The 17,957-nt window shown below is 42.1% G+C and carries 19 protein-coding genes and 1 tRNA gene; all 20 read left to right on the top strand.

All coding sequences use genetic code 11. The features are described 5' to 3' along the window. Positions 1-41: 41 nt before the first annotated feature. Positions 42-1,553 carry a sugar ABC transporter ATP-binding protein gene (locus tag BM377_RS05520; RefSeq protein ID WP_092244969.1) on the top strand — a complete coding sequence of 504 codons (1,512 nt, stop codon included), beginning with the start codon at positions 42-44 and terminating at the stop codon, positions 1,551-1,553. Then, on the top strand, positions 1,553-2,611 hold the full coding sequence (locus BM377_RS05515; protein ID WP_092244966.1) for an ABC transporter permease: 1,059 nt from the start codon (positions 1,553-1,555) through the stop codon (positions 2,609-2,611). Before BM377_RS05520 ends, BM377_RS05515 begins: the two co-directional genes overlap by 1 nt. After that, positions 2,608-3,639, top strand: coding sequence for an ABC transporter permease subunit (locus BM377_RS05510; RefSeq protein WP_092244964.1), 1,032 nt, complete (start codon positions 2,608-2,610; stop codon positions 3,637-3,639). The genes BM377_RS05515 and BM377_RS05510 overlap by 4 nt, the downstream gene beginning before the upstream one ends. 298 nt (positions 3,640-3,937) lie before the next feature. Beyond that, a complete protein-coding gene (locus BM377_RS05505; RefSeq protein ID WP_092244960.1) occupies positions 3,938-4,348 on the top strand; it encodes a prepilin peptidase in 411 nt (136 codons plus the stop codon). Continuing rightward, the gene (locus tag BM377_RS05500) at positions 4,345-5,370 is read left to right on the top strand and encodes a P-loop NTPase family protein (protein WP_092244957.1); all 1,026 of its coding nucleotides are present in this window, start codon (positions 4,345-4,347) and stop codon (positions 5,368-5,370) included. Before BM377_RS05505 ends, BM377_RS05500 begins: the two co-directional genes overlap by 4 nt. A 59-nt stretch (positions 5,371-5,429) precedes the next feature. Continuing rightward, complete coding sequence (locus BM377_RS05495; RefSeq protein ID WP_092245309.1) at positions 5,430-6,617, top strand: TadA family conjugal transfer-associated ATPase; 1,188 nt, start codon at positions 5,430-5,432, stop codon at positions 6,615-6,617. After that, a complete protein-coding gene (locus BM377_RS05490; protein ID WP_092244955.1) occupies positions 6,556-7,320 on the top strand; it encodes a type II secretion system F family protein in 765 nt (254 codons plus the stop codon). Before BM377_RS05495 ends, BM377_RS05490 begins: the two co-directional genes overlap by 62 nt. A 100-nt stretch (positions 7,321-7,420) precedes the next feature. Next, the gene (locus BM377_RS05485; protein WP_177223810.1) at positions 7,421-8,797 is read left to right on the top strand and encodes a type II secretion system F family protein; all 1,377 of its coding nucleotides are present in this window, start codon (positions 7,421-7,423) and stop codon (positions 8,795-8,797) included. 29 nt (positions 8,798-8,826) lie between these two features. After that, positions 8,827-9,045 carry a Flp1 family type IVb pilin gene (locus tag BM377_RS16685; protein WP_177223809.1) on the top strand — a complete coding sequence of 73 codons (219 nt, stop codon included), beginning with the start codon at positions 8,827-8,829 and terminating at the stop codon, positions 9,043-9,045. Then, complete coding sequence (locus BM377_RS05475; protein WP_177223808.1) at positions 8,999-10,468, top strand: DUF5702 domain-containing protein; 1,470 nt, start codon at positions 8,999-9,001, stop codon at positions 10,466-10,468. Before BM377_RS16685 ends, BM377_RS05475 begins: the two co-directional genes overlap by 47 nt. Then, the gene (locus BM377_RS05470) at positions 10,458-11,363 is read left to right on the top strand and encodes a TadE/TadG family type IV pilus assembly protein (RefSeq protein WP_092244943.1); all 906 of its coding nucleotides are present in this window, start codon (positions 10,458-10,460) and stop codon (positions 11,361-11,363) included. The genes BM377_RS05475 and BM377_RS05470 overlap by 11 nt, the downstream gene beginning before the upstream one ends. Before the next feature lie 3 nt (positions 11,364-11,366). Next, positions 11,367-11,798, top strand: coding sequence for a prepilin peptidase (locus tag BM377_RS05465; protein WP_092244938.1), 432 nt, complete (start codon positions 11,367-11,369; stop codon positions 11,796-11,798). After that, entirely contained in the window at positions 11,785-12,240 is a 456-nt protein-coding gene (locus BM377_RS05460; RefSeq protein ID WP_092244935.1) for a pilus assembly protein, read from the top strand. Before BM377_RS05465 ends, BM377_RS05460 begins: the two co-directional genes overlap by 14 nt. Continuing rightward, the gene (locus BM377_RS05455; RefSeq protein ID WP_092244931.1) at positions 12,240-13,607 is read left to right on the top strand and encodes a DUF6382 domain-containing protein; all 1,368 of its coding nucleotides are present in this window, start codon (positions 12,240-12,242) and stop codon (positions 13,605-13,607) included. Before BM377_RS05460 ends, BM377_RS05455 begins: the two co-directional genes overlap by 1 nt. Positions 13,608-13,664: 57 nt before the next feature. Then, positions 13,665-14,672, top strand: coding sequence for an SCP2 sterol-binding domain-containing protein (locus BM377_RS05450; RefSeq protein ID WP_092244928.1), 1,008 nt, complete (start codon positions 13,665-13,667; stop codon positions 14,670-14,672). A 36-nt stretch (positions 14,673-14,708) separates the two neighbouring features. Further along, positions 14,709-15,365, top strand: coding sequence for a rhomboid family intramembrane serine protease (locus tag BM377_RS05445; protein WP_092244925.1), 657 nt, complete (start codon positions 14,709-14,711; stop codon positions 15,363-15,365). Beyond that, positions 15,365-15,772 carry an HIT family protein gene (locus BM377_RS05440; protein WP_092244922.1) on the top strand — a complete coding sequence of 136 codons (408 nt, stop codon included), beginning with the start codon at positions 15,365-15,367 and terminating at the stop codon, positions 15,770-15,772. The genes BM377_RS05445 and BM377_RS05440 overlap by 1 nt, the downstream gene beginning before the upstream one ends. Positions 15,773-15,784: 12 nt before the next feature. Next, positions 15,785-16,627, top strand: a complete 843-nt coding sequence (locus BM377_RS05435) for a fumarate hydratase (protein ID WP_092244919.1) — start codon at positions 15,785-15,787, stop codon at positions 16,625-16,627. Between the two features lie 73 nt (positions 16,628-16,700). Then, positions 16,701-17,258 (top strand): Fe-S-containing hydro-lyase, encoded by a 558-nt coding sequence (locus BM377_RS05430; protein WP_092244916.1) that lies wholly within the window; start codon positions 16,701-16,703, stop codon positions 17,256-17,258. Positions 17,259-17,358: 100 nt separating this feature from the next. Beyond that, a tRNA-Ser gene (locus tag BM377_RS05425) sits at positions 17,359-17,446 on the top strand. The last annotated feature ends 511 nt before the right edge of the window (positions 17,447-17,957 follow it).

Here is a 17,957-nt window from a genome sequence, read left to right as displayed (position 1 = left end):
AATTAACAGAAGTAATAAAAGGAGAAGCGAAGGTATTTTTTATGGAGCAGAATGAACTTATCGTTATGCGTGACATAGTAAAAGTCTTTCCCGGTGTCGTTGCACTGGATCACGCACAGCTTACACTTCATAAAGGCGAGATCCATGCACTTATGGGCGAGAATGGAGCGGGAAAGTCAACCATTATCAAGTGCCTCACAGGTGTATACGAGCGTGATGCCGGAGAAGTATATGTGCAGGGCGTAGAGGGAAACGTCTATAATCACTCTACTGAGGATGCGCAAAGAATAGGAATTGCAACGGTTTATCAGGAGGTCAATCTTTGTCCCAACCTCTCGGTTGCAGAAAATCTTTTTATAGGGCGCGAACCTGTTACAAGGCTGGGAACGATAGACTGGCGCTCTATGAACAAAAAGGCAAAAGAGATAATGGACGGCCTTGGAATAAAGATCGATGTTACCGTTGCGCTTGAGAATTATTCACTGGCTATTCAGCAGATGATAGCTATCGCAAGAGCAGTGGACATGGATTGTAAAGTACTTATCCTCGATGAGCCCACATCATCTCTTGATGATCACGAAGTAGAAAAGCTCTTTGACGTAATGAGAGATCTCAAGAAAAAGGGTGTAGGAATTATATTCGTTACACATTTCCTTGAGCAGGTTTATGCAGTATGTGACAGGATCACCGTTATGAGAAACGGCGGATTTGTAGGAGATTACTCAATAAGCGAACTTCCCAGAGTTAAGCTTGTAGCTGCCATGCTCGGTAAAGATTTCGACGATCTTGCAGCCATCAAGCCTGAGGGAGATGCAAACATCAGCCCCGAAGTAATGTTAAAAGCCGAAGGACTCAGCCATAAGGGAACCGTTAAGCCTTTTGATTTTGAGATTCACAAAGGTGAGGTTGTGGGCGTAACAGGTCTTTTGGGAAGCGGCCGAAGCGAAATGGTGCGCTGCATCTATGGTGCAGATAAAGCTCAGACCGGTAAAGAGTACATGAAGGGCAAAGAGATCAATATTAAAGCACCTATTGATGCAATAAAGAAAGGTATGGCATACCTTCCCGATGACAGAAAAGCCGACGGATGTATCGGTGAATTGTCGGTTAGAGACAATATTATTCTTGCTCTTCAGGCAAGAAACGGAATGTTTAAGAAAGTTCCCAGAGCTAAGCAGATCGAGATAGCGGATAAATTTATCGACATGCTTCAGATCAAGACTGCAAGCAGGGAAACACCTCTTTCTCAGCTCTCCGGCGGAAATCAGCAGAAGGTTATTCTTGCAAGATGGCTTTGCACACATCCTGATTTCCTTATCTTGGATGAGCCCACAAGAGGTATTGATATCGGAACCAAGACAGAGTTCCAGAAGCTTATATTAGAATTTGCCAAAGAAGGTATGAGCGTCGTATTCATATCTTCGGAGATAGAAGAAATGCTTCGTACTTGTACAAGAATGTGTGTCATGAGAGACGGCGAAAAAGTCGGCGAGATAGAAGGAGACATGACACAGGAAAGCGTAATGAGTGCGATCGCGGGAGGTGAGAAGTAATGGATACAATTAAGAAAATAACGAAGCAGCAGCTATTTTTGCCCTTCTTCTGCCTTCTGTTAGTATTACTTATAAATCTTATAAAGAGTCCTACATTTTTTAACATTGGCATTCAAAATGGAGTGTTGTATGGAAGATTAATAGATGTCTTAAACAGAGGAAGTGAGATAGCAATCCTTGCGGTGGGTCAGACGCTTGTAGTTGCCGTATCAGCCGGAACAGATATTTCCGTAGGTTCCGTAATGAGCCTCTCAGCCTGCGGAACATGCATGATGCTCGCAGGATACGGTGTAAACTCTACAACGCAGCTGGCGGTTCCAATGGGGATTGGAATACTCTTCGGTATCTTACTCGGCGGAGTGTGCGGATGCATTAACGGTGCACTCGTTGCCAAGCTCAAGATACAGCCCATGGTTGCAACTCTTATTCTTTTTACAGCGGCAAGGGCTATCGGACTTCTTTTGTGCAACAACCAGATTACATACATTAGATACGAGCCTTACAAATATCTGGGTAACTTTATACCGGGCTGTCCCATTCCGACAGCGATATTCGTAACCATAGCGGTTATCATAGTCGTATCGATCTTCCTTAGGAAGACGGCGCTCGGTCTCTATATTCAGTCAGCAGGTATCAACAGCAGAGCAGCAAGAATTTCAGGTATCAACTCTGCACTTATCTGCTTTGTATGCTACGTAATATGCGGTCTCTGCGCAGGTATCGCAGGCATGGTTGCCAGCAGCCGTATCTATTCCGCAGATTCCAACAATATCGGACTTAACTACGAGCTTGATGCCATCCTCGCTGTTGCCCTCGGCGGTAACTCACTCGGAGGCGGTAAGTTCAATCTCGCAGGTGCCGTTGTAGGTGCATATACGATCCAGGCTATCACGACAACCCTTCTTGCCATGGGTGTTTCAACTGACCAGGCACCGGTTATCAAGGCCATCATCGTTGTTATCATAGTAGTAGTTCAGGCACCTACATTTAAAGAATGGCTTTCAAACAGCGAAGCAAAGAGGAGAGCCCTTGCGGCAGAGGGAGGTCAGAAGGCATGAAGAAGATAAACAAATTCAGCGGAAACACAGTGCTTCTTTTGATCACCATCGTTCTTTTTGTAGCAATGTATGCAGTAGGCTGTGTTATTTACTCAGCGAAAGGCTTTACACACGTACAGACTTTCCTAAACCTTCTTATCACCAATGCAGGACTTATCTGCGTTGCATGTGGTATGACTTGTGTAATGCTTACAGGTGGAATTGATATTTCCGTAGGATCGCTTATCGCGATGGATTGTATGATCCTTGCTTACGGAATGGGCGTTAAGGGATGGCCTTGTATCCCGCTTATCATCCTGATCCTCGTTATCGGACTTGTATTCGGTGCGGTTCAGGGATACCTTATCGGTTACCTCAAGATCCAGCCGTTTATCATAACGATGGCGGGAATGTTCTTTGCAAGAGGTATGACAGCGGTTATCTGTACAGACCAGATCTCGATCACCCAGGATATGAACCCCATGTTCTACAAATGGGCCAATGCCAAGATCAATCTTCCGGGATTCCTTGGTTATGTGAACAAGAAGGGTAAGACAGTAGTTCCTTTCATCAGACCTACCGTTGTAATCGCACTTCTTGTTGTAGCGATTATCTTCTTCATACTTAAGTACACTAAGTTTGGAAGAAATCTCTACGCAGTAGGTGGCAATCAGCAGTCTGCAACAATGATGGGACTTAACGTTAAGGCTACCAAGATGAAGGCATATATCCTTTCATCCTTCCTTTGCTCCATCGGCGGAATCTGCTACTGCCTCAACACAATGTCAGGTTCTGTTCAGCAGGCGCTCGGCTTCGAGATGAACGCTATCGCTTCATCCGTTATCGGTGGAACGCTTCTTACAGGTGGTGTAGGTAACGTTATAGGATCGCTCTTTGGTGTTCTCATTAATGGAACGATCTCAACGCTCGTTACCACAAACGGTAAGCTCCTTTCAAGCTGGAGTAACATCATGACAGCGGCACTTCTGTGCTTCTTCATCATCCTCCAGAGCCTGTTTGCTTACTTTAAGAACAGAAACAACAGATAAAAATATCCATCTTAAGAAAATCTTAAGAGTATTAATTTTCAGACGATTTTTACGATATAAAACTATATAAATATTTGCCAATTCGTCATGCGGGGCGGGAACTTAGAGTTTGTCATTGTTTCCTTCCCCGCATTTTTGTTGGGGTTTTTAGAAAAAAGAACTTCCGGAAAAAGTTCTTTTAAATTATTAATTGTGCAACCTGTCAAAAAACTTTTCGGGGGTTTACAAAGAAAAAACCAAGTGATAGATTTCTAAATCGTGAGCTCGCAATAAACATTACGAGAGAGGAGTCGATCTTATACAAGTTCTATTATTCTTACTCTTATCCGGTGCGGCTTTTACCGATCTGTACAAGGATAAGATCTACAATTTCTGGGTAATCCCCGGACTTCTGACGGGTATCACTTGTTCCGCGATCTGCGGCAAAAGCTCGTTAATCGCTTCGCTGACTGCGGTCGGCATAGCATTCTTATTACTGATTCCTGTTTACTTCTTTAAAGGAATTGCTGCAGGAGATGTGAAATTATTCATGTCAGCGGCATCTTTTCTGTCCGTATCGGACACGGTTTCAAGTATTATTACAGCATTTGTCGTTGCAGGCGTTATCTCGCTTGCTGTTCTCATCATAAAAAGAAACAAAGAAGCTAGAATCCATTTCGCGATACCTGCACTTGTGGGCGTTCTCTTTTCGGTAGGAGGTACGCTATGAGCAGACCGGTACTGGCCATCTGTGATACAGAAAGCAGGTATTGCGGGAGGTTGGATGAATATTTAAGAAAAAATCTAAATCTTTCATTCGATATACATGCATTTACGCAGGTAAAAAGTTTGGAGGAGTTCGCCGGAAAAAATCTTATTTCATTACTTGTTATTGCACAGAGTGCGGTACAAGAACTTAAAACAAGAGTAAGTGAATCCGGCATAAAAAATATCCTGATCCTTGATGAAGAACTATCAGTTATCAGAGAGGATGACGGATTACCGGAGGAAGGCTTGCTTGGGGAAGTAAATGCAGAACATATAAGTAAGTTCAGTCCGGCAAGTGAGATCGTTTGTCATATTCTGGATCTTTGCGTCAAGAGTCCCGATGATTTTGAGAATGTCGGCATAAGACGCGGTGACGGGAAAGGAACGGTGATCGGACTCTATTCTCCGATAGCCAGATGCGGACAGACCGCTTTAGCCCTAAAAATGTGCGAAGAACTGTCTAAGCACGGAAAAACACTACTTTTAAATTTTGATAATTTTTCACCTCTTCCGATGATCTTAGGTAGTCATACGGAAGGCGATATAACGGATCTTTTGTATTATTCGGAATGCGAAAAAAGCAGATTCTGTATCTATCTTGAAAAAATCAAGCAGAGCATAGGAGGATTTGATTATATCCCGCCTGCGGCAACCGCGATGCAGATCAAGGAGATAGACAATGAAAGATTGAGAAGTCTTATAAAGCTTATTTTTGAAGAGTGTGGATATGAGAATGTGGTGCTTGATCTTAGCGATCTTCCGAGCGGATTGTTTGATATTTTGAGATTCTGCAATAAGGTTTTCACAATAACGGGAAAAACCAAAGCAGAAATATATAAGCTGAGGCGCTACGAAGAAGTACTGAGCCAAAACGGATATGAGGATATCTGTGCGTCCGGAATAAAAGTTTCTATACCGGACGGAGCAGGAGATATGGAGCTTTCGGAGTGCGCAAGGAAACTTCTGTACGCGGAGGAAATCTAGAAGTGGAGAAAAGATTTGACGTATTAAGGAGTGAGATAAAGGGAAAGATCATACGTGAGATGGACTTTTCAAAAGACATCTCAGATGAAGAGATGCTTTCCATTATCGATGATCTCATGGCGAAAGAGCTTAGGAATCTGGCTGTTTCCGTTGAAGATCGAAAGCGTCTTCGAACGGGTATCTTTCACTCAATAAGAAAGCTCGATATCTTGCAGCAGCTTGTCGATGATCCGTCGGTTACAGAAATAATGATAAACGGAGCAGACAGCATCTTTATAGAAAGAGACGGCAAACTATCAAGACATGAAACTATCTTTGAGTCAAAAGAAAAACTTGAGGATGTTGTTCAGCAGATAGTTGCTTCCTGTAATAGGGTTGTTAATGAGGCTTCACCTATAGTGGATGCAAGACTTGAGAACGGATCCCGAGTGAATATCGTTCTTCCTCCGATAGCATTAAACGGTCCTGTGATAACAATAAGAAGATTTCCGGAAAATCCTATGACAATGGAAAGACTCATTGGGTTCGGGGCGCTTACTGACTATCTGAGAGATTATCTGGCGATACTTGTAAAAGCCGGATACAACATTTTTATCTCGGGAGGAACCGGTTCGGGAAAGACGACATTTTTAAATGCACTTTCAAATTATATCCCCAAGGACAGTCGAGTTCTTACCATCGAAGATAACGCGGAACTTCAGATCAGAGAGGTTCCGAACCTAGTAAGGCTTGAAGCCAGAAACGCTAATGTTGAAGGCTGCAAAGAGATAACGATAAGGGATCTCATAAAGTCGTCTCTCCGAATGCGTCCCGATAGAATTATCGTTGGAGAAGTCAGGGGAAGCGAGTGTGTGGACATGCTACAGGCCATGAATACGGGACATATCGCGATGTCGACCGGTCATTCAAACAGCGCGGAGGACATGCTTGCGAGAATCGAGACCATGGTACTTATGGGAATGGATATACCGCTTCCCGCGATACGAGGTCAGATTGCTTCGGGAATAGATATAATTGTCCACCTGGGAAGACTTCGCGACAGGTCCAGAAAACTTCTTGAAATCTGCGAGATCAAAAAAGAACTTGATCCGATTTCGGGAAAGATTCTTACAAATCCACTCTTTAGGTTTGAAGAGACGGGTGAAAATGAAGAGGGAATGATAAAAGGAGAATGGAGGAAAGTAGGTGAAATTAAAAATACTGAAAAACTATTTTCATCAGGTTATAAACTACCGTCCATGCCTTAGCGATCTTCCTGTTTTATTGCAGGGAATCGGTATCGCGGCTCTTTTCGGAAAACTTTTTTATGATTCTGTCATAGCGATCATAATACTTTTACCGCTGGTTATCCCATGGTTTATTTACAGGAAAAAGACAGAGAAAATTCGCATCAGCAGAATTGTGGGAATTCAATTTAGAGATGCTATAAGTTCCGTCTTGACCAGCCTTAAGGCCGGATACTCCGTAGAGAATGCATTCAGAGAAGCCGGTAGGGACATAAATCTTCTATATGGGAAAAAGAGCTATATAAGCCGGTACATGGATAAAGTGTACAAGGGTTTAAGGAACAACGTACCTCTTGAGAAGCTTCTTTTAAATTTTGGAAAAGAAAGCGGGAATGCGGATATTGAGGAGTTTGCGGGAGTTTTTGCCATCGCCAAAAGAAGCGGAGGTAATATGACGGAGACGATTGAACGAACAATATCTGTTATTTCAAGAAAAATGGACGTGGAAAAAGAAATAGAAGTTCTTATAAGTGCCAAGAAACTTGAGGCACGGATCATGAACTTTGTGCCTTTCTTTATTATCTTTTACATAAGTATAACGAGCCCCGGTTTCTTTGCTCCGCTGTATCATAATTTTCCCGGAGTCATTTTGATGACAATCTGTATGTTCGTATATTTTGCGGCATATCTTTTATCTGAAAAAATCGTAAACATCACAATTTGATCAAAGGATTATTTTAAAAATGATTGTTTTATATTTGGCTATTCCCCTAGGAATATTCATACTTTGGTTTTTGTCAAAAGAGTATGAGTTACCTTCGGGGATGGAAGAGACGGGGATAACCCGTGAAGTCTTGAAGATTTCTCTTTTTATTTTCAACAAACTCTTTAAAAACAGGATGTCTTTTGCCGGAGAAAAGGTACGCGGATACCTAAAGACGCTTAACGATAAGAGAGATATAGAAAGGGTTGAAACGGAATACTACATAAGAAAGATAAGCATAGTGATCCTAATGGCGCTTGCCGGAAGCTTTTTATCGATTCTTATGTATGTAAGCCAGGGCTCTTCGGAGAAGCTCATAGAAGGAAAAGAACTCCAAAGAAACGAAGACGGTGACGGCGAATATACTGCGCACTTGATCGCAAGCGATGAATCCGGAAATGAGCTCGGAAGATATGACGTTTCTGTAAAAGAGAGGGTTTATACAAAAGAGGAAACAGATGCACTATTTGAAAGTGCTTCTAAGGAAATGGAACGAGTGATCCTTTTGGATAATGAATCGCTTGATAGGGTGGAATCGGATCTTAAGCTTCCGGAAAAACTTGATGGCTATCCGTTTAGTATTTCGTGGAGCGTGGACAATTACGAACTGGTCCACTACGACGGAAGATTGGAAAAGGATCTGATCTCAAAGGAAGGGGAAATCGTATCGCTCACTGCGAAATATAAGTATGGCGATTACGATTATTCGCAGGTGTTGCATGCAAATCTTGTAGCAAGACAGCTGTCTGCGAGCGAGCAGGTATATGAAAGTTTACGAAAGCTGATTAAGCAAAATGATGAACAGACAATAAATGAGGGAAGTTTTGAACTTCCAAAAGACATTCAGGGAAAGCATGTGAGCTGGAGTGAACATGTAGAAGACAACAGTTTGATGATACTTATCATTACGCTTATCGGCGGCGCTGCGTCGTATGTACTTAGAGACAAGGAGCTGAAAAGAGGGATCGAAAACCGGTCGATGCAAATGCTTAGTGATTATCCGCAGCTGGTTTCAAGATTGGCACTGTATCTTGGTGCAGGCATGACAATGAGGAATATTTTCGAAAGACTTGGGATTAATTATGCGAAAAAGCGAGAGAGAGGAGCGCCTTCCAGATACGTATATGAAGAAATATTGCGAACAGTAAGAGAAATGGGAGCGGGGGTACCGGAGGCAATCGCGTATGAGAACTTTGGGCTTCGCTGCCAGAACAGGGAATATACAAGATTAAGCGCGCTTTTATCCCAGAATCTTAGGAAGGGAAACAGTGAGATGCTGAAAATTCTTCAAGAGGAATCAAAAAAGGCTTTTGAGGAGAGAATGGACAGAGTCAGAAAACTTGGAGAAGAAGCCGGAACACGACTTCTTTTGCCCATGATCATGATGCTTGTGATTGTAATGGTCATTATTATGATCCCTGCATATCTGTCATTTTAAAGACTATTAAAAAGAAAGAAGGAAAAAGAATGAATAAATTAGCTGAAAAAACAAGAAATCTCGGAAGAGGAATCAAAAACGCCGTGAAAGGATTTTGGAACGATGAATCGGGAATGGGAACCGTAGAAGTTATTCTTATCATTGTTGTTCTTATCGGACTTGTAATTGTATTTAAACAGCAGATTGCCGGAATTGTTGAAGATGTATTTAAGTCAATCAAAGAAGATACACATATCATCACAGGTTAAAGGATACTCAACGGTATTCTTATCGCTGTCAATAACAATCATCTTGTCACTTATCTTGGCGCTCTACCAGGGCGCCAGGATAGGTGCGGTGAAGATGAAGACCGAATGTGTGGCGGATGTTTCCATGAATTCGATTCTGGCAGAGTACAACAGGGAATTGTTCGACAGATTTTCATTACTGATGGTCGAGACGTCATACGGTAGCGGTAATCATTCAATAACGAATACCGAGGAACATTTAAAAAACTATGCTCAAAAGAACTTTTCGAGAAGTCTGGAAGGCAAGGTGAGAAATGCACAGACAATGACTTCGATTTATTGCAAAGATGCGAGAATAAGCGGAACATCCTACGCAACTGACAACGCAGGAGCGGTTCTTAACAGACAGATTCTCGCTTATATGAAAGCAGAACCTATAGAACATGCACTGTTTGAAGCACAGGAAAACAAAAGACAGCTTGAAGAAGCGGGATTTGATACAACCGATGTCGAGGAGATGGCAAGAGCTAACCAGGAGGAAATTGATTCCATAGAGCTTCCTACGATCATTAATGAGGATGGTGAAGAAGAGGAGGTCAGCCTTGCAAATCCGGCCGATGAAGTTAATTCGCAAAAAGGTGTGGGCGTTCTTAATCTGGCAGTAGGCGGAAGATATGAAATATCGGAGGCGTATGCCAATTTAAATGAATACAGTTCCCATAGATCCAAGAATAAAGGAACGGGCTTGAATGACAGATGCGAATTATCTGTCATGGATAAAATTCTCCTTGAACAATATTACTTTGAAAAGTGTGGAAGATACGGAAATGAGCTTGATGAATCTCTTTTAAAATATCAGCTTGAGTATCTTTGCTACGGGGAAAACTCTGATTGGAAAAATCTTGAAAAGATGGCAGAAACACTTCTTTTTTGGAGAGAGGCTTCTAATCTTGCGTATATTCTCACAAGCTCAAGCAAGGTCAGTGCCGCGGAAACTGCAGCCACAGCACTCACAGCGGTGTTGATGGTGTCTGAACTGGAGGAGCCTGTAAAGTATTCGATTCTCTTTGCCTGGTCTTTTGCAGAGAGTATTTCCGACATATCAATACTTTTGGGAGGCGGACGTGTTCCGTTGTTTAAAAGCGATGATACATGGCAGCTTGGATTCTGGGAAATGCTTGGATTTAGAAACAACCTGGGAAAAGGAGACTGTGGCTCAGGTCTTTATTATAAAGATTACTTAAGGATCAGATTGCTTATGACCGGTCATGAAGAAAAGACAAAAAGGCTTATGGACATAATTGAAATGGATATAAGACTTACGCCGGGAAACGATTCTTTTATGATAGACCATTGTTTGGATACGTTTTGCGGGGAAATAACCGTGGAGACATCATACGGATATGAAACCAAGATAGAAAGGATTTACGGATATGAAGAATAGTCCGGGAGCGGATAAAGGCACTTCTTTTAAGTTAGAAGCTTTTTACAAAAAAATAAAACGATCGTTTTTCCGGGCGACAGGAAGGAAAGAAGTGTCTCTAACCGCTTCCATGACTGTGGAGTCTTCGATCGCGTTGCCGCTTTTTATTTTCTTTTTTGCAAATATTCTGGTGATGTTCAATATCATCAAGGTGCAAACGGATCTTGAAGCTGCGCTTCATCAAGCTGGAAACAGGATATGTCTTATCTCATATGATGAGAAGGAGGCGGCACAGACCATTGTTAAAGATGCAGGAGCTATAGATTTTGCGACGGGTGTTGCTTCAATTTTTTATGCAAAAGAGCTTGTTCATGAGTATCTTGGCGAGGGGATAGATAAGAGCTGCGTTACAGACGGTTTCTCCGGAATGTCTTTTAGAAATTCCCGAATAATGGCCGGTAACGATATTGTGGATATCGTTGTAGATTACAAGGTCCATCCGCTTATTTCGCTGATAGGCTTCAAGGAGTTTCCTGTTGAAGGAAGATATTACGGACATGCGTGGACAGGCTACGACATAACCGGTGAAGGAGGAAGCGAACGGCCCGAAGAGGAGATGGTTTATGTCACTGAACACGGAGAGGTTTATCACAGAAATATAAATTGTAAACATCTTAAGTTGAATGTTCATACCATAAATTATGAGTCTGTCAAAAATGCCAGGAACGCAGACAGAGGAAAATATTATGCGTGCGAATATTGCGCAAAAAGAATCTCGGCGGGAAGCGTATTCATAACAGATTATGGAGACAGATATCACAGCAGCGTATCTTGTCCGGGACTTAAGAGAAAGATTTACACGATCCCTATCTCGGAAGTCGGTGGAAGGAGACCGTGTAGCAGCTGTGGGAGGTAAGAAATGGTTATTTATATATTGATGTTATTTGTTATGCTGGCGCTTTCTGTGCAGGACATAAAAAGAAAAGAGATTTCCGCAAAACTGTTGATAATAGGAATGATTATTTCGGTAATAGGAGCTTTGATCGGGGTTCTTATAGATAATATGAGCCTTTATGATATCGCGCTTTCTCTTTTACCGGGAGCTTTATTGCTTTTGTTATCTTTTGTGACTAGGCAGCAGATAGGTTACGGAGATGGGCTTGTTGCGCTGATCTTGGGACCTGCGCTTGGAATAGAAATATTGATTATAGGGTTGTTGATTGCATTTTTTGGAAGCGGAGTTTTTTCGATGATTCTTGTTTTCGTAAAAAAAGCTAAGAGAAAAAGCAGAATTCCTTTTGTGCCTTTTATAACTCTGGGAACGGCGGTGGCTTACTTTGCGAAAATTTAAAGGATATATGACACTTGAAGCTTCTTTGGTCGTTCCGATGATAATCTGTGTTTTTGCACTTTTAATCTATTTTTCCTACTACCTTTACGGAAGATGCATCTTATCACAGGATACTTATATTCTGGCTTTCAGGGCTTCAATTTCTTCTGAAGATGCCGTGAGTGTAGTCTCAGAGAAAGAGGAGAGAGTGCTTGGGAGGAAGTATTTCGGAGCAAATAAGCCTGTCATCAGTGTCAGCACAAACGGAAAAGAAGTAAGGGTTTCCGGAAAGACGACGGTAAGAAGCAGGGCAATGGGAAGCTATTTCTTAAAGCCCAAGAGCGGATGGGACTACGAAGCAGCGGGAAAAGCAAGAAAGCTGGAACAGATAGAGCATATCAGAATGGTTAAACGAGTAAAAGATATTGGAGAGAACCTACTAAACAGGAAGGATAAATCATAATGGAACATAGATATTACAGGGATTTAAAGCATAGCTATGCAATAGTAGATGTAAAAGAGGATGAGAATACTCCCGGATATAGATACCAACTTAAAGTTTTGGAAGGGAAACGAGTAAAAAAGCTTCTCCCTTGTAGTCTACGACAGATAAATGATGACAGTTTTTTGTATTACGACGTAACTTCCATGATGAGCTTGGAAGACAGATTTTCGGTTAAGAAAATGAATTATGAGCAGGTCAGAGCTCTTTTGACAGATATGAAAAATATGCTTGAGAGCATGTCGGAATTTCTGTTGGGAGAAGAGGGAATAATATTCGAGGTTGGTAGTGTATTTACCGGATTGTCATCGAATGAATTTGGATTTATGTTCTTTCCTTATTCGGATGAAAACCCCGGATTCGCTGAATTCTGCGAGGAATTGCTAGAGTATGTTGATTATGAAGATGACAGGGCTTCGACGCTCATCTATGAACTTTGTGAAAGAGCAAAAGAAGAAGGGGCGATGATTCTTTCAGTTATTGACGACGTACTAGGGATTGATTCGGAAACCGACAAAGGAGAAGATGTTGAAGAGGTTAAAGAAACATATGAAGAAGACGCCTTCGATTACACATATGAAGAACAGGAGGAAGTTCCGGAACCGGCTGTCCGCAGCAGAATGAAGATGAGTAAAGAAGTGCTTGGAGGAAAAACGCAGCTTCTTTTTTCCCTTCTTTTTGCGTGCGTGATAGGAGCGGTAACGTATATAAGAATGAATTACATCCTGTCGGAGGAGGAGAATCTTTTGTCCATGGGAGTCATGCTTGTGTCGGGAATTACAGGAGTTGTGGCTTTTATATCGGGAACAAGAGGGATAAGAAAAGCAAAGGAGGAGTACAGAAACGGAAAAAAGCACGAGAGCCGAGATGATTATGCTGATGATTACGATGATGAGGATTATGCATATGAAGACGTATACAGGAGCCCCATTAAGATAACATCTTCTTTTAAGACAGAGGATTCCATAGTAAAAAATGATGAGCGAGTAAGCAAGAATGGCGATGAGACGATGGTCCTTGAGTGCGATGAAGATGAGAATATGACTCTTTACAGCAGAAACCTTGATAAAACCGTAAGGATAAGCCTTGATAAGTTGCCGGTTGTCATAGGAAAAATGGAAGGCTGCGTGGATAAGATAATAAGCGATATGAGCGTTTCCAGGATACACTGTAAGTTCGTAAATGACGGGAAAAGGGTAGCTATTATGGATCTAGGTTCAACCAATGGTACCTTCAAAAACGGCGTCAGACTTTCTCCAAAGGAAAAGAATTATATAGAAGAAGGAGATGAGATAAAAATCGGAAGAGTATGTTTTGATTGCAGATAGATTCTATCATCACCGCATTATATGATATAATACCCTTAACCGGTTGGAGGGGTTCTCATGAAGATTAATATCTATTACGGCGGAAGAGGGATAATTGACGATCCCACTTTGTGCGTAATCTCACAGATCACTACAGTTTTAAATGAGCTTAATGTCAAGGTTCAGCAGTACAATCTATATGAGCAGAGAAACGGTATCACAGCGCTGCCCAACACTCTTAAAGATGCGGACGGTGTTATCCTTGCGTCAACAGTGGAGTGGTATGGTGTCGGCGGATATATGATGCAGTTTCTTGATGCATGCTGGCTTTACGGCGATAAGGATAAGATAAAGAGCATATACATGGCGCCTGTTGTAATGTCGACAACTCACGGAGAACGCGAGGGAATGATGAGTCTTTCGTCTGCGTGGGAGATGCTTGGCGGAATGGTATGTGACGGAATCTGCGGCTATATAGCTGATACGACAAGACTCGAGAACAGCTCTGAATACACCAAGGTGATCGAGAAGAAAACAGAGAACTTTTACAGGATGATAAACCAGAAGATTCCTGTTCTTCCCGCAAGCAATCAGGCTGTTATCAATAAAGTATCGATAGCAAAGAGCATGGATCTTACTCCGCAGGAATCAGAGCAACTCTCTGAGTACGCATCCGATGATAAGTTTGTTCGCAAGCAGAAAGAGGATCTTCAGGAGCTTGCAAGCATATTCCGAGATAAGATGGGAGATGATTCGACATCGGGAAGTTCTGATGAATATGTTAAGGTCCTTAAAAAGGCATTTACTCCCGTTGCGGGAATCAGCGCCAAGTTTAAAGTTGCATTCCTTGATAACGCCAAGCTTAAGCCGGTTGTCATTGATGTAGATAACAGCAAGTGTGACTTCAGGACAGGTGACGAAGGAGATTGTGATGTTGTAATAACATCCGATCAGAAGGTTTTTGAGGAGATCTTGGACGGAAGAATAACCTTCCAGAGAGCATTCATGGACGGAAGTGTTAAGATGAAAGGCGACTTCAAGCTTCTTAGAAGCATGGATCAGCTTTTTGCGCTTAAATCCGAGTGACACGGACAATATATTAGAAATAAGTGATCGGTAATTATGGAAGATACACAGAACAGAGATTTTAATAACGTCGATGATTTTTGGAACAAGCAGTCACAGATTTATAAGACTGCTTATGTCAGCATAGCGATTCTTGCACTTAATGTTTTGGTGTTTATAGCGTGCCTTGCTAATACCTCGATATATGATATAGGTATAATGGCAACTGATTGGATTCTTTCTCGCGGAGAATGGTATAGATTTATAACATCTATGTTTCTCCATGCGGATCTTAATCATCTTTTTTCCAATATGCTAATGCTTGTTTTGGCCGGAGGAATTGTTGAAAAGCACTCCGGACATCTGTATTATGGGATTATGTTCTTTGCATCAGGCATAGTAGGTAATGTTCTTAGCATGATGTATGAGATCGTAGGACACATAGTCAGATATTCACTTGGAGCAAGCGGCGGTACAATGGGCATTGTCGGATATCTTGCTTTTTGGATATTTGCCAATAAAAAAGGCATATTAAAAAACAGAAATCTTCTATTTAGAATAGTGTTTCTTACTATATTTATTATCGATTCCTGTTTTTTCCAGGAAGGAGCCAACACAGTCGCTCATCTTGGAGGTTTTATAACGGGATTTATCATGGGATACATTAATATAGTTATCATGAATAACAATAAAGATATGGAGGGATTGGCATAATGAGTGATTGCATTTTTTGCAAGATCGCAAACGGAGAGATTCCGAGTAATACAATATATGAGGATGATGATTTCAGAGTGATTCTTGATCTGGGTCCTGCGACTAAGGGACATGCGCTCGTTCTTCCCAAGAAGCACTATGCGGATCTTTTTGAGATTCCCGAAGAGACTGTGGCAGGAGCTGCCAAAGTTGCCAAGAAGGTTGCCGGAATCATGAAAGAGAAGCTTGGATGCGACGGACTTAACCTTGTTCAGAACAATGGAGAAACCGCAGGTCAGACCGTTATGCATTTCCATCTTCACATCATTCCCAGATATAAAGACGACGGACAGCATATTTTGTGGAAACCCACCAGTCCTTCTCCGGAAGAACTTGTTGAGATCAAGAATATTATTACCAATGCTTAATGGGAGTTTGTAATGCGCGAGATAGATGTTTCTGAAATAACCAAAGCTGTTAAGGGTATGTGCATCAGTGCCAATTACACTCTTTCAGATGATATGAAAAAGGCTCTGCTTTCAGCCAAAGACAAGGAGGAGTCAGAGCTTGGAAAACAGATTTTTGCCCAGCTGATGGAGAATCTGGAAATAGCGGAAAACGATGATATTCCGATCTGTCAGGATACAGGAATGGCAGTTTTCTTTTTCAAGATAGGACAGGATGTGCACTTCGTAGGCGGCGACCTTTCGGATGCCATAAACGAAGGCGTAAGACAGGGCTACACAGAAGGATATCTTAGAAAATCCGTTGTGGGAGACCCTCTTATAAGAAAGAACACAGGCGACAACACTCCTGCTGTTGTTCATTATGATATAGTTCCGGGAGACAAAGTGGTTATCACTTGCGCACCCAAGGGCTTTGGAAGCGAGAATATGAGCAAAGTATACATGCTTAAGCCTGCGGATGGAGAGGAAGGCGTCAAGAACGCAGTTGTACAGGCAGTCAAAGATGCAGGCCCCAACGCGTGTCCGCCTATGGTTGTCGGAGTCGGAGTCGGAGGAACGTTCGAGAAGTGCGCCGAGATGGCAAAAGAGGCGCTTACACGTTCTGTGGGCGAGCACTCTGATAAAGAGCATATTAAGGCGATGGAAGAGGAGATCCTTGATAGGATCAATAAGACCGGTATAGGTCCTGCGGGACTTGGCGGAAGGATGACGGCTCTTGCGGTCAACATCAACAGCTATGCGACACATATCGCGGGACTTCCCGTTGCGGTCAATATCTGTTGTCACGTAAACAGACATGTCACCGTTACCGTGTGATGCGTGTTATATCTTCCAAAAACGAAACATATTCTTATATGTAATAAGTACGATTATGTGAGAAGGACTAAAGATGAACAAAGAGATACAAGCGCCTATAGAATCGGCAGTAGCAAAAGAGCTTCGTGCGGGCGATATGGTATATATTACAGGAACTATTTACACGGCAAGAGATGCCGCGCACAAGAGAATGGATGAGGCGCTTTCAAATGGTGAAGAGCTTCCTATAGATATGAAGGGAAACCTCATATATTATATGGGACCGTCTCCGGCAAGAGAGGGTAGACCCATAGGATCTGCCGGCCCCACAACGGCAAGCAGAATGGACAAGTACGCACCCAGACTTCTTGATCTGGGACTTGGCGGAATGATCGGAAAAGGAAAAAGATCTAAGGAAGTAATAGATGCCATGGTTCGTAACGGTGCAGTTTACTTCGCTGCAATTGGAGGAGCAGGAGCACTTTTATCCAAGGCTATAACAGAGTCTGAAGTTGTTGCATACGATGACCTCGGGACAGAAGCAATTAGGAAACTTAAGGTAGAACGCTTCCCTGCGATTGTTGTAATTGATTCACAGGGTAACAACTTATATGAGACAGCCGATAAATTGTATAACAAAGAAAAACAATAAAAGAATTGACAAAGCCTGAGCGGCTTTGTATAATTACATTTGCGTCTTGGCTGTTTGGCCAAGAGAATTCAAACCATATTTGGTAGAGGGATTCAGGCATGGAGAAATACTCAAGTGGCTGAAGAGGCGCCCCTGCTAAGGGTGTAGACCGTTCACGCGGTGCGCGGGTTCAAATCCCGCTTTCTCCGTTTTAGCTCTCAAGGATTTATAACCTTGGGAGTTTTCTTATATAATAAGATAAGAGATAGATAATAAGTTTAAGGAGCCTAAGGGCTCCTTTTTTTATGTGGTATTTGCGTCGTAAGAGCGCAAAATAGTCCGATGATAATAGAATAAAAGCATTCGGGAAGGCATCGAAAGCGCTGAAATTGTAGTTGCAGACTGCTTTTAACACAATATATAGTGGCCAAAATAATTTTTGAAAAATTCTGAAAAAAGGTGTTGCATTCGGGTATTCCCTTTGCTATAATAACTTTTGCCCGCTCGAGAGAGGGGCCGAAAACCGCAGAACAGCGCGGGTTTCGAAAAAAGTTTTAAAAAAGTTCTTGACAGTGACAAGCTCCTGTGATATTCTAAATGAGTTGCGGCGCTAAGCTGCAAGAACACAAGTACCTTGACAAATAAACAGTAATGCAACCCTGAAAAATTCCAAGAGAATAATTCAGAACAAATTAGTAAATTAACGGACAGAACAAAAGC

Origin of the sequence: Butyrivibrio sp. INlla21 (genome assembly GCF_900116875.1) — a bacterium.
Taxonomy (GTDB): domain Bacteria; phylum Bacillota; class Clostridia; order Lachnospirales; family Lachnospiraceae; genus Butyrivibrio.
This window is presented reverse-complemented; position numbering and strand designations above follow the sequence as displayed.

Coding starts and splice junctions, on each gene's coding strand:
- BM377_RS05520 (WP_092244969.1), top strand. CDS start 42: ATGGAGCAGAATGAACTTATCGTTATGCGTGACATAGTAAAAGTCTTT.
- BM377_RS05515 (WP_092244966.1), top strand. CDS start 1,553: ATGGATACAATTAAGAAAATAACGAAGCAGCAGCTATTTTTGCCCTTC.
- BM377_RS05510 (WP_092244964.1), top strand. CDS start 2,608: ATGAAGAAGATAAACAAATTCAGCGGAAACACAGTGCTTCTTTTGATC.
- BM377_RS05500 (WP_092244957.1), top strand. CDS start 4,345: ATGAGCAGACCGGTACTGGCCATCTGTGATACAGAAAGCAGGTATTGC.
- BM377_RS05495 (WP_092245309.1), top strand. CDS start 5,430: ATGGACTTTTCAAAAGACATCTCAGATGAAGAGATGCTTTCCATTATC.
- BM377_RS05485 (WP_177223810.1), top strand. CDS start 7,421: ATGGAAGAGACGGGGATAACCCGTGAAGTCTTGAAGATTTCTCTTTTT.
- BM377_RS16685 (WP_177223809.1), top strand. CDS start 8,827: ATGAATAAATTAGCTGAAAAAACAAGAAATCTCGGAAGAGGAATCAAA.
- BM377_RS05475 (WP_177223808.1), top strand. CDS start 8,999: ATGTATTTAAGTCAATCAAAGAAGATACACATATCATCACAGGTTAAA.
- BM377_RS05470 (WP_092244943.1), top strand. CDS start 10,458: ATGAAGAATAGTCCGGGAGCGGATAAAGGCACTTCTTTTAAGTTAGAA.
- BM377_RS05465 (WP_092244938.1), top strand. CDS start 11,367: ATGGTTATTTATATATTGATGTTATTTGTTATGCTGGCGCTTTCTGTG.
- BM377_RS05455 (WP_092244931.1), top strand. CDS start 12,240: ATGGAACATAGATATTACAGGGATTTAAAGCATAGCTATGCAATAGTA.
- BM377_RS05450 (WP_092244928.1), top strand. CDS start 13,665: ATGAAGATTAATATCTATTACGGCGGAAGAGGGATAATTGACGATCCC.
- BM377_RS05445 (WP_092244925.1), top strand. CDS start 14,709: ATGGAAGATACACAGAACAGAGATTTTAATAACGTCGATGATTTTTGG.
- BM377_RS05440 (WP_092244922.1), top strand. CDS start 15,365: ATGAGTGATTGCATTTTTTGCAAGATCGCAAACGGAGAGATTCCGAGT.
- BM377_RS05435 (WP_092244919.1), top strand. CDS start 15,785: ATGCGCGAGATAGATGTTTCTGAAATAACCAAAGCTGTTAAGGGTATG.
- BM377_RS05430 (WP_092244916.1), top strand. CDS start 16,701: ATGAACAAAGAGATACAAGCGCCTATAGAATCGGCAGTAGCAAAAGAG.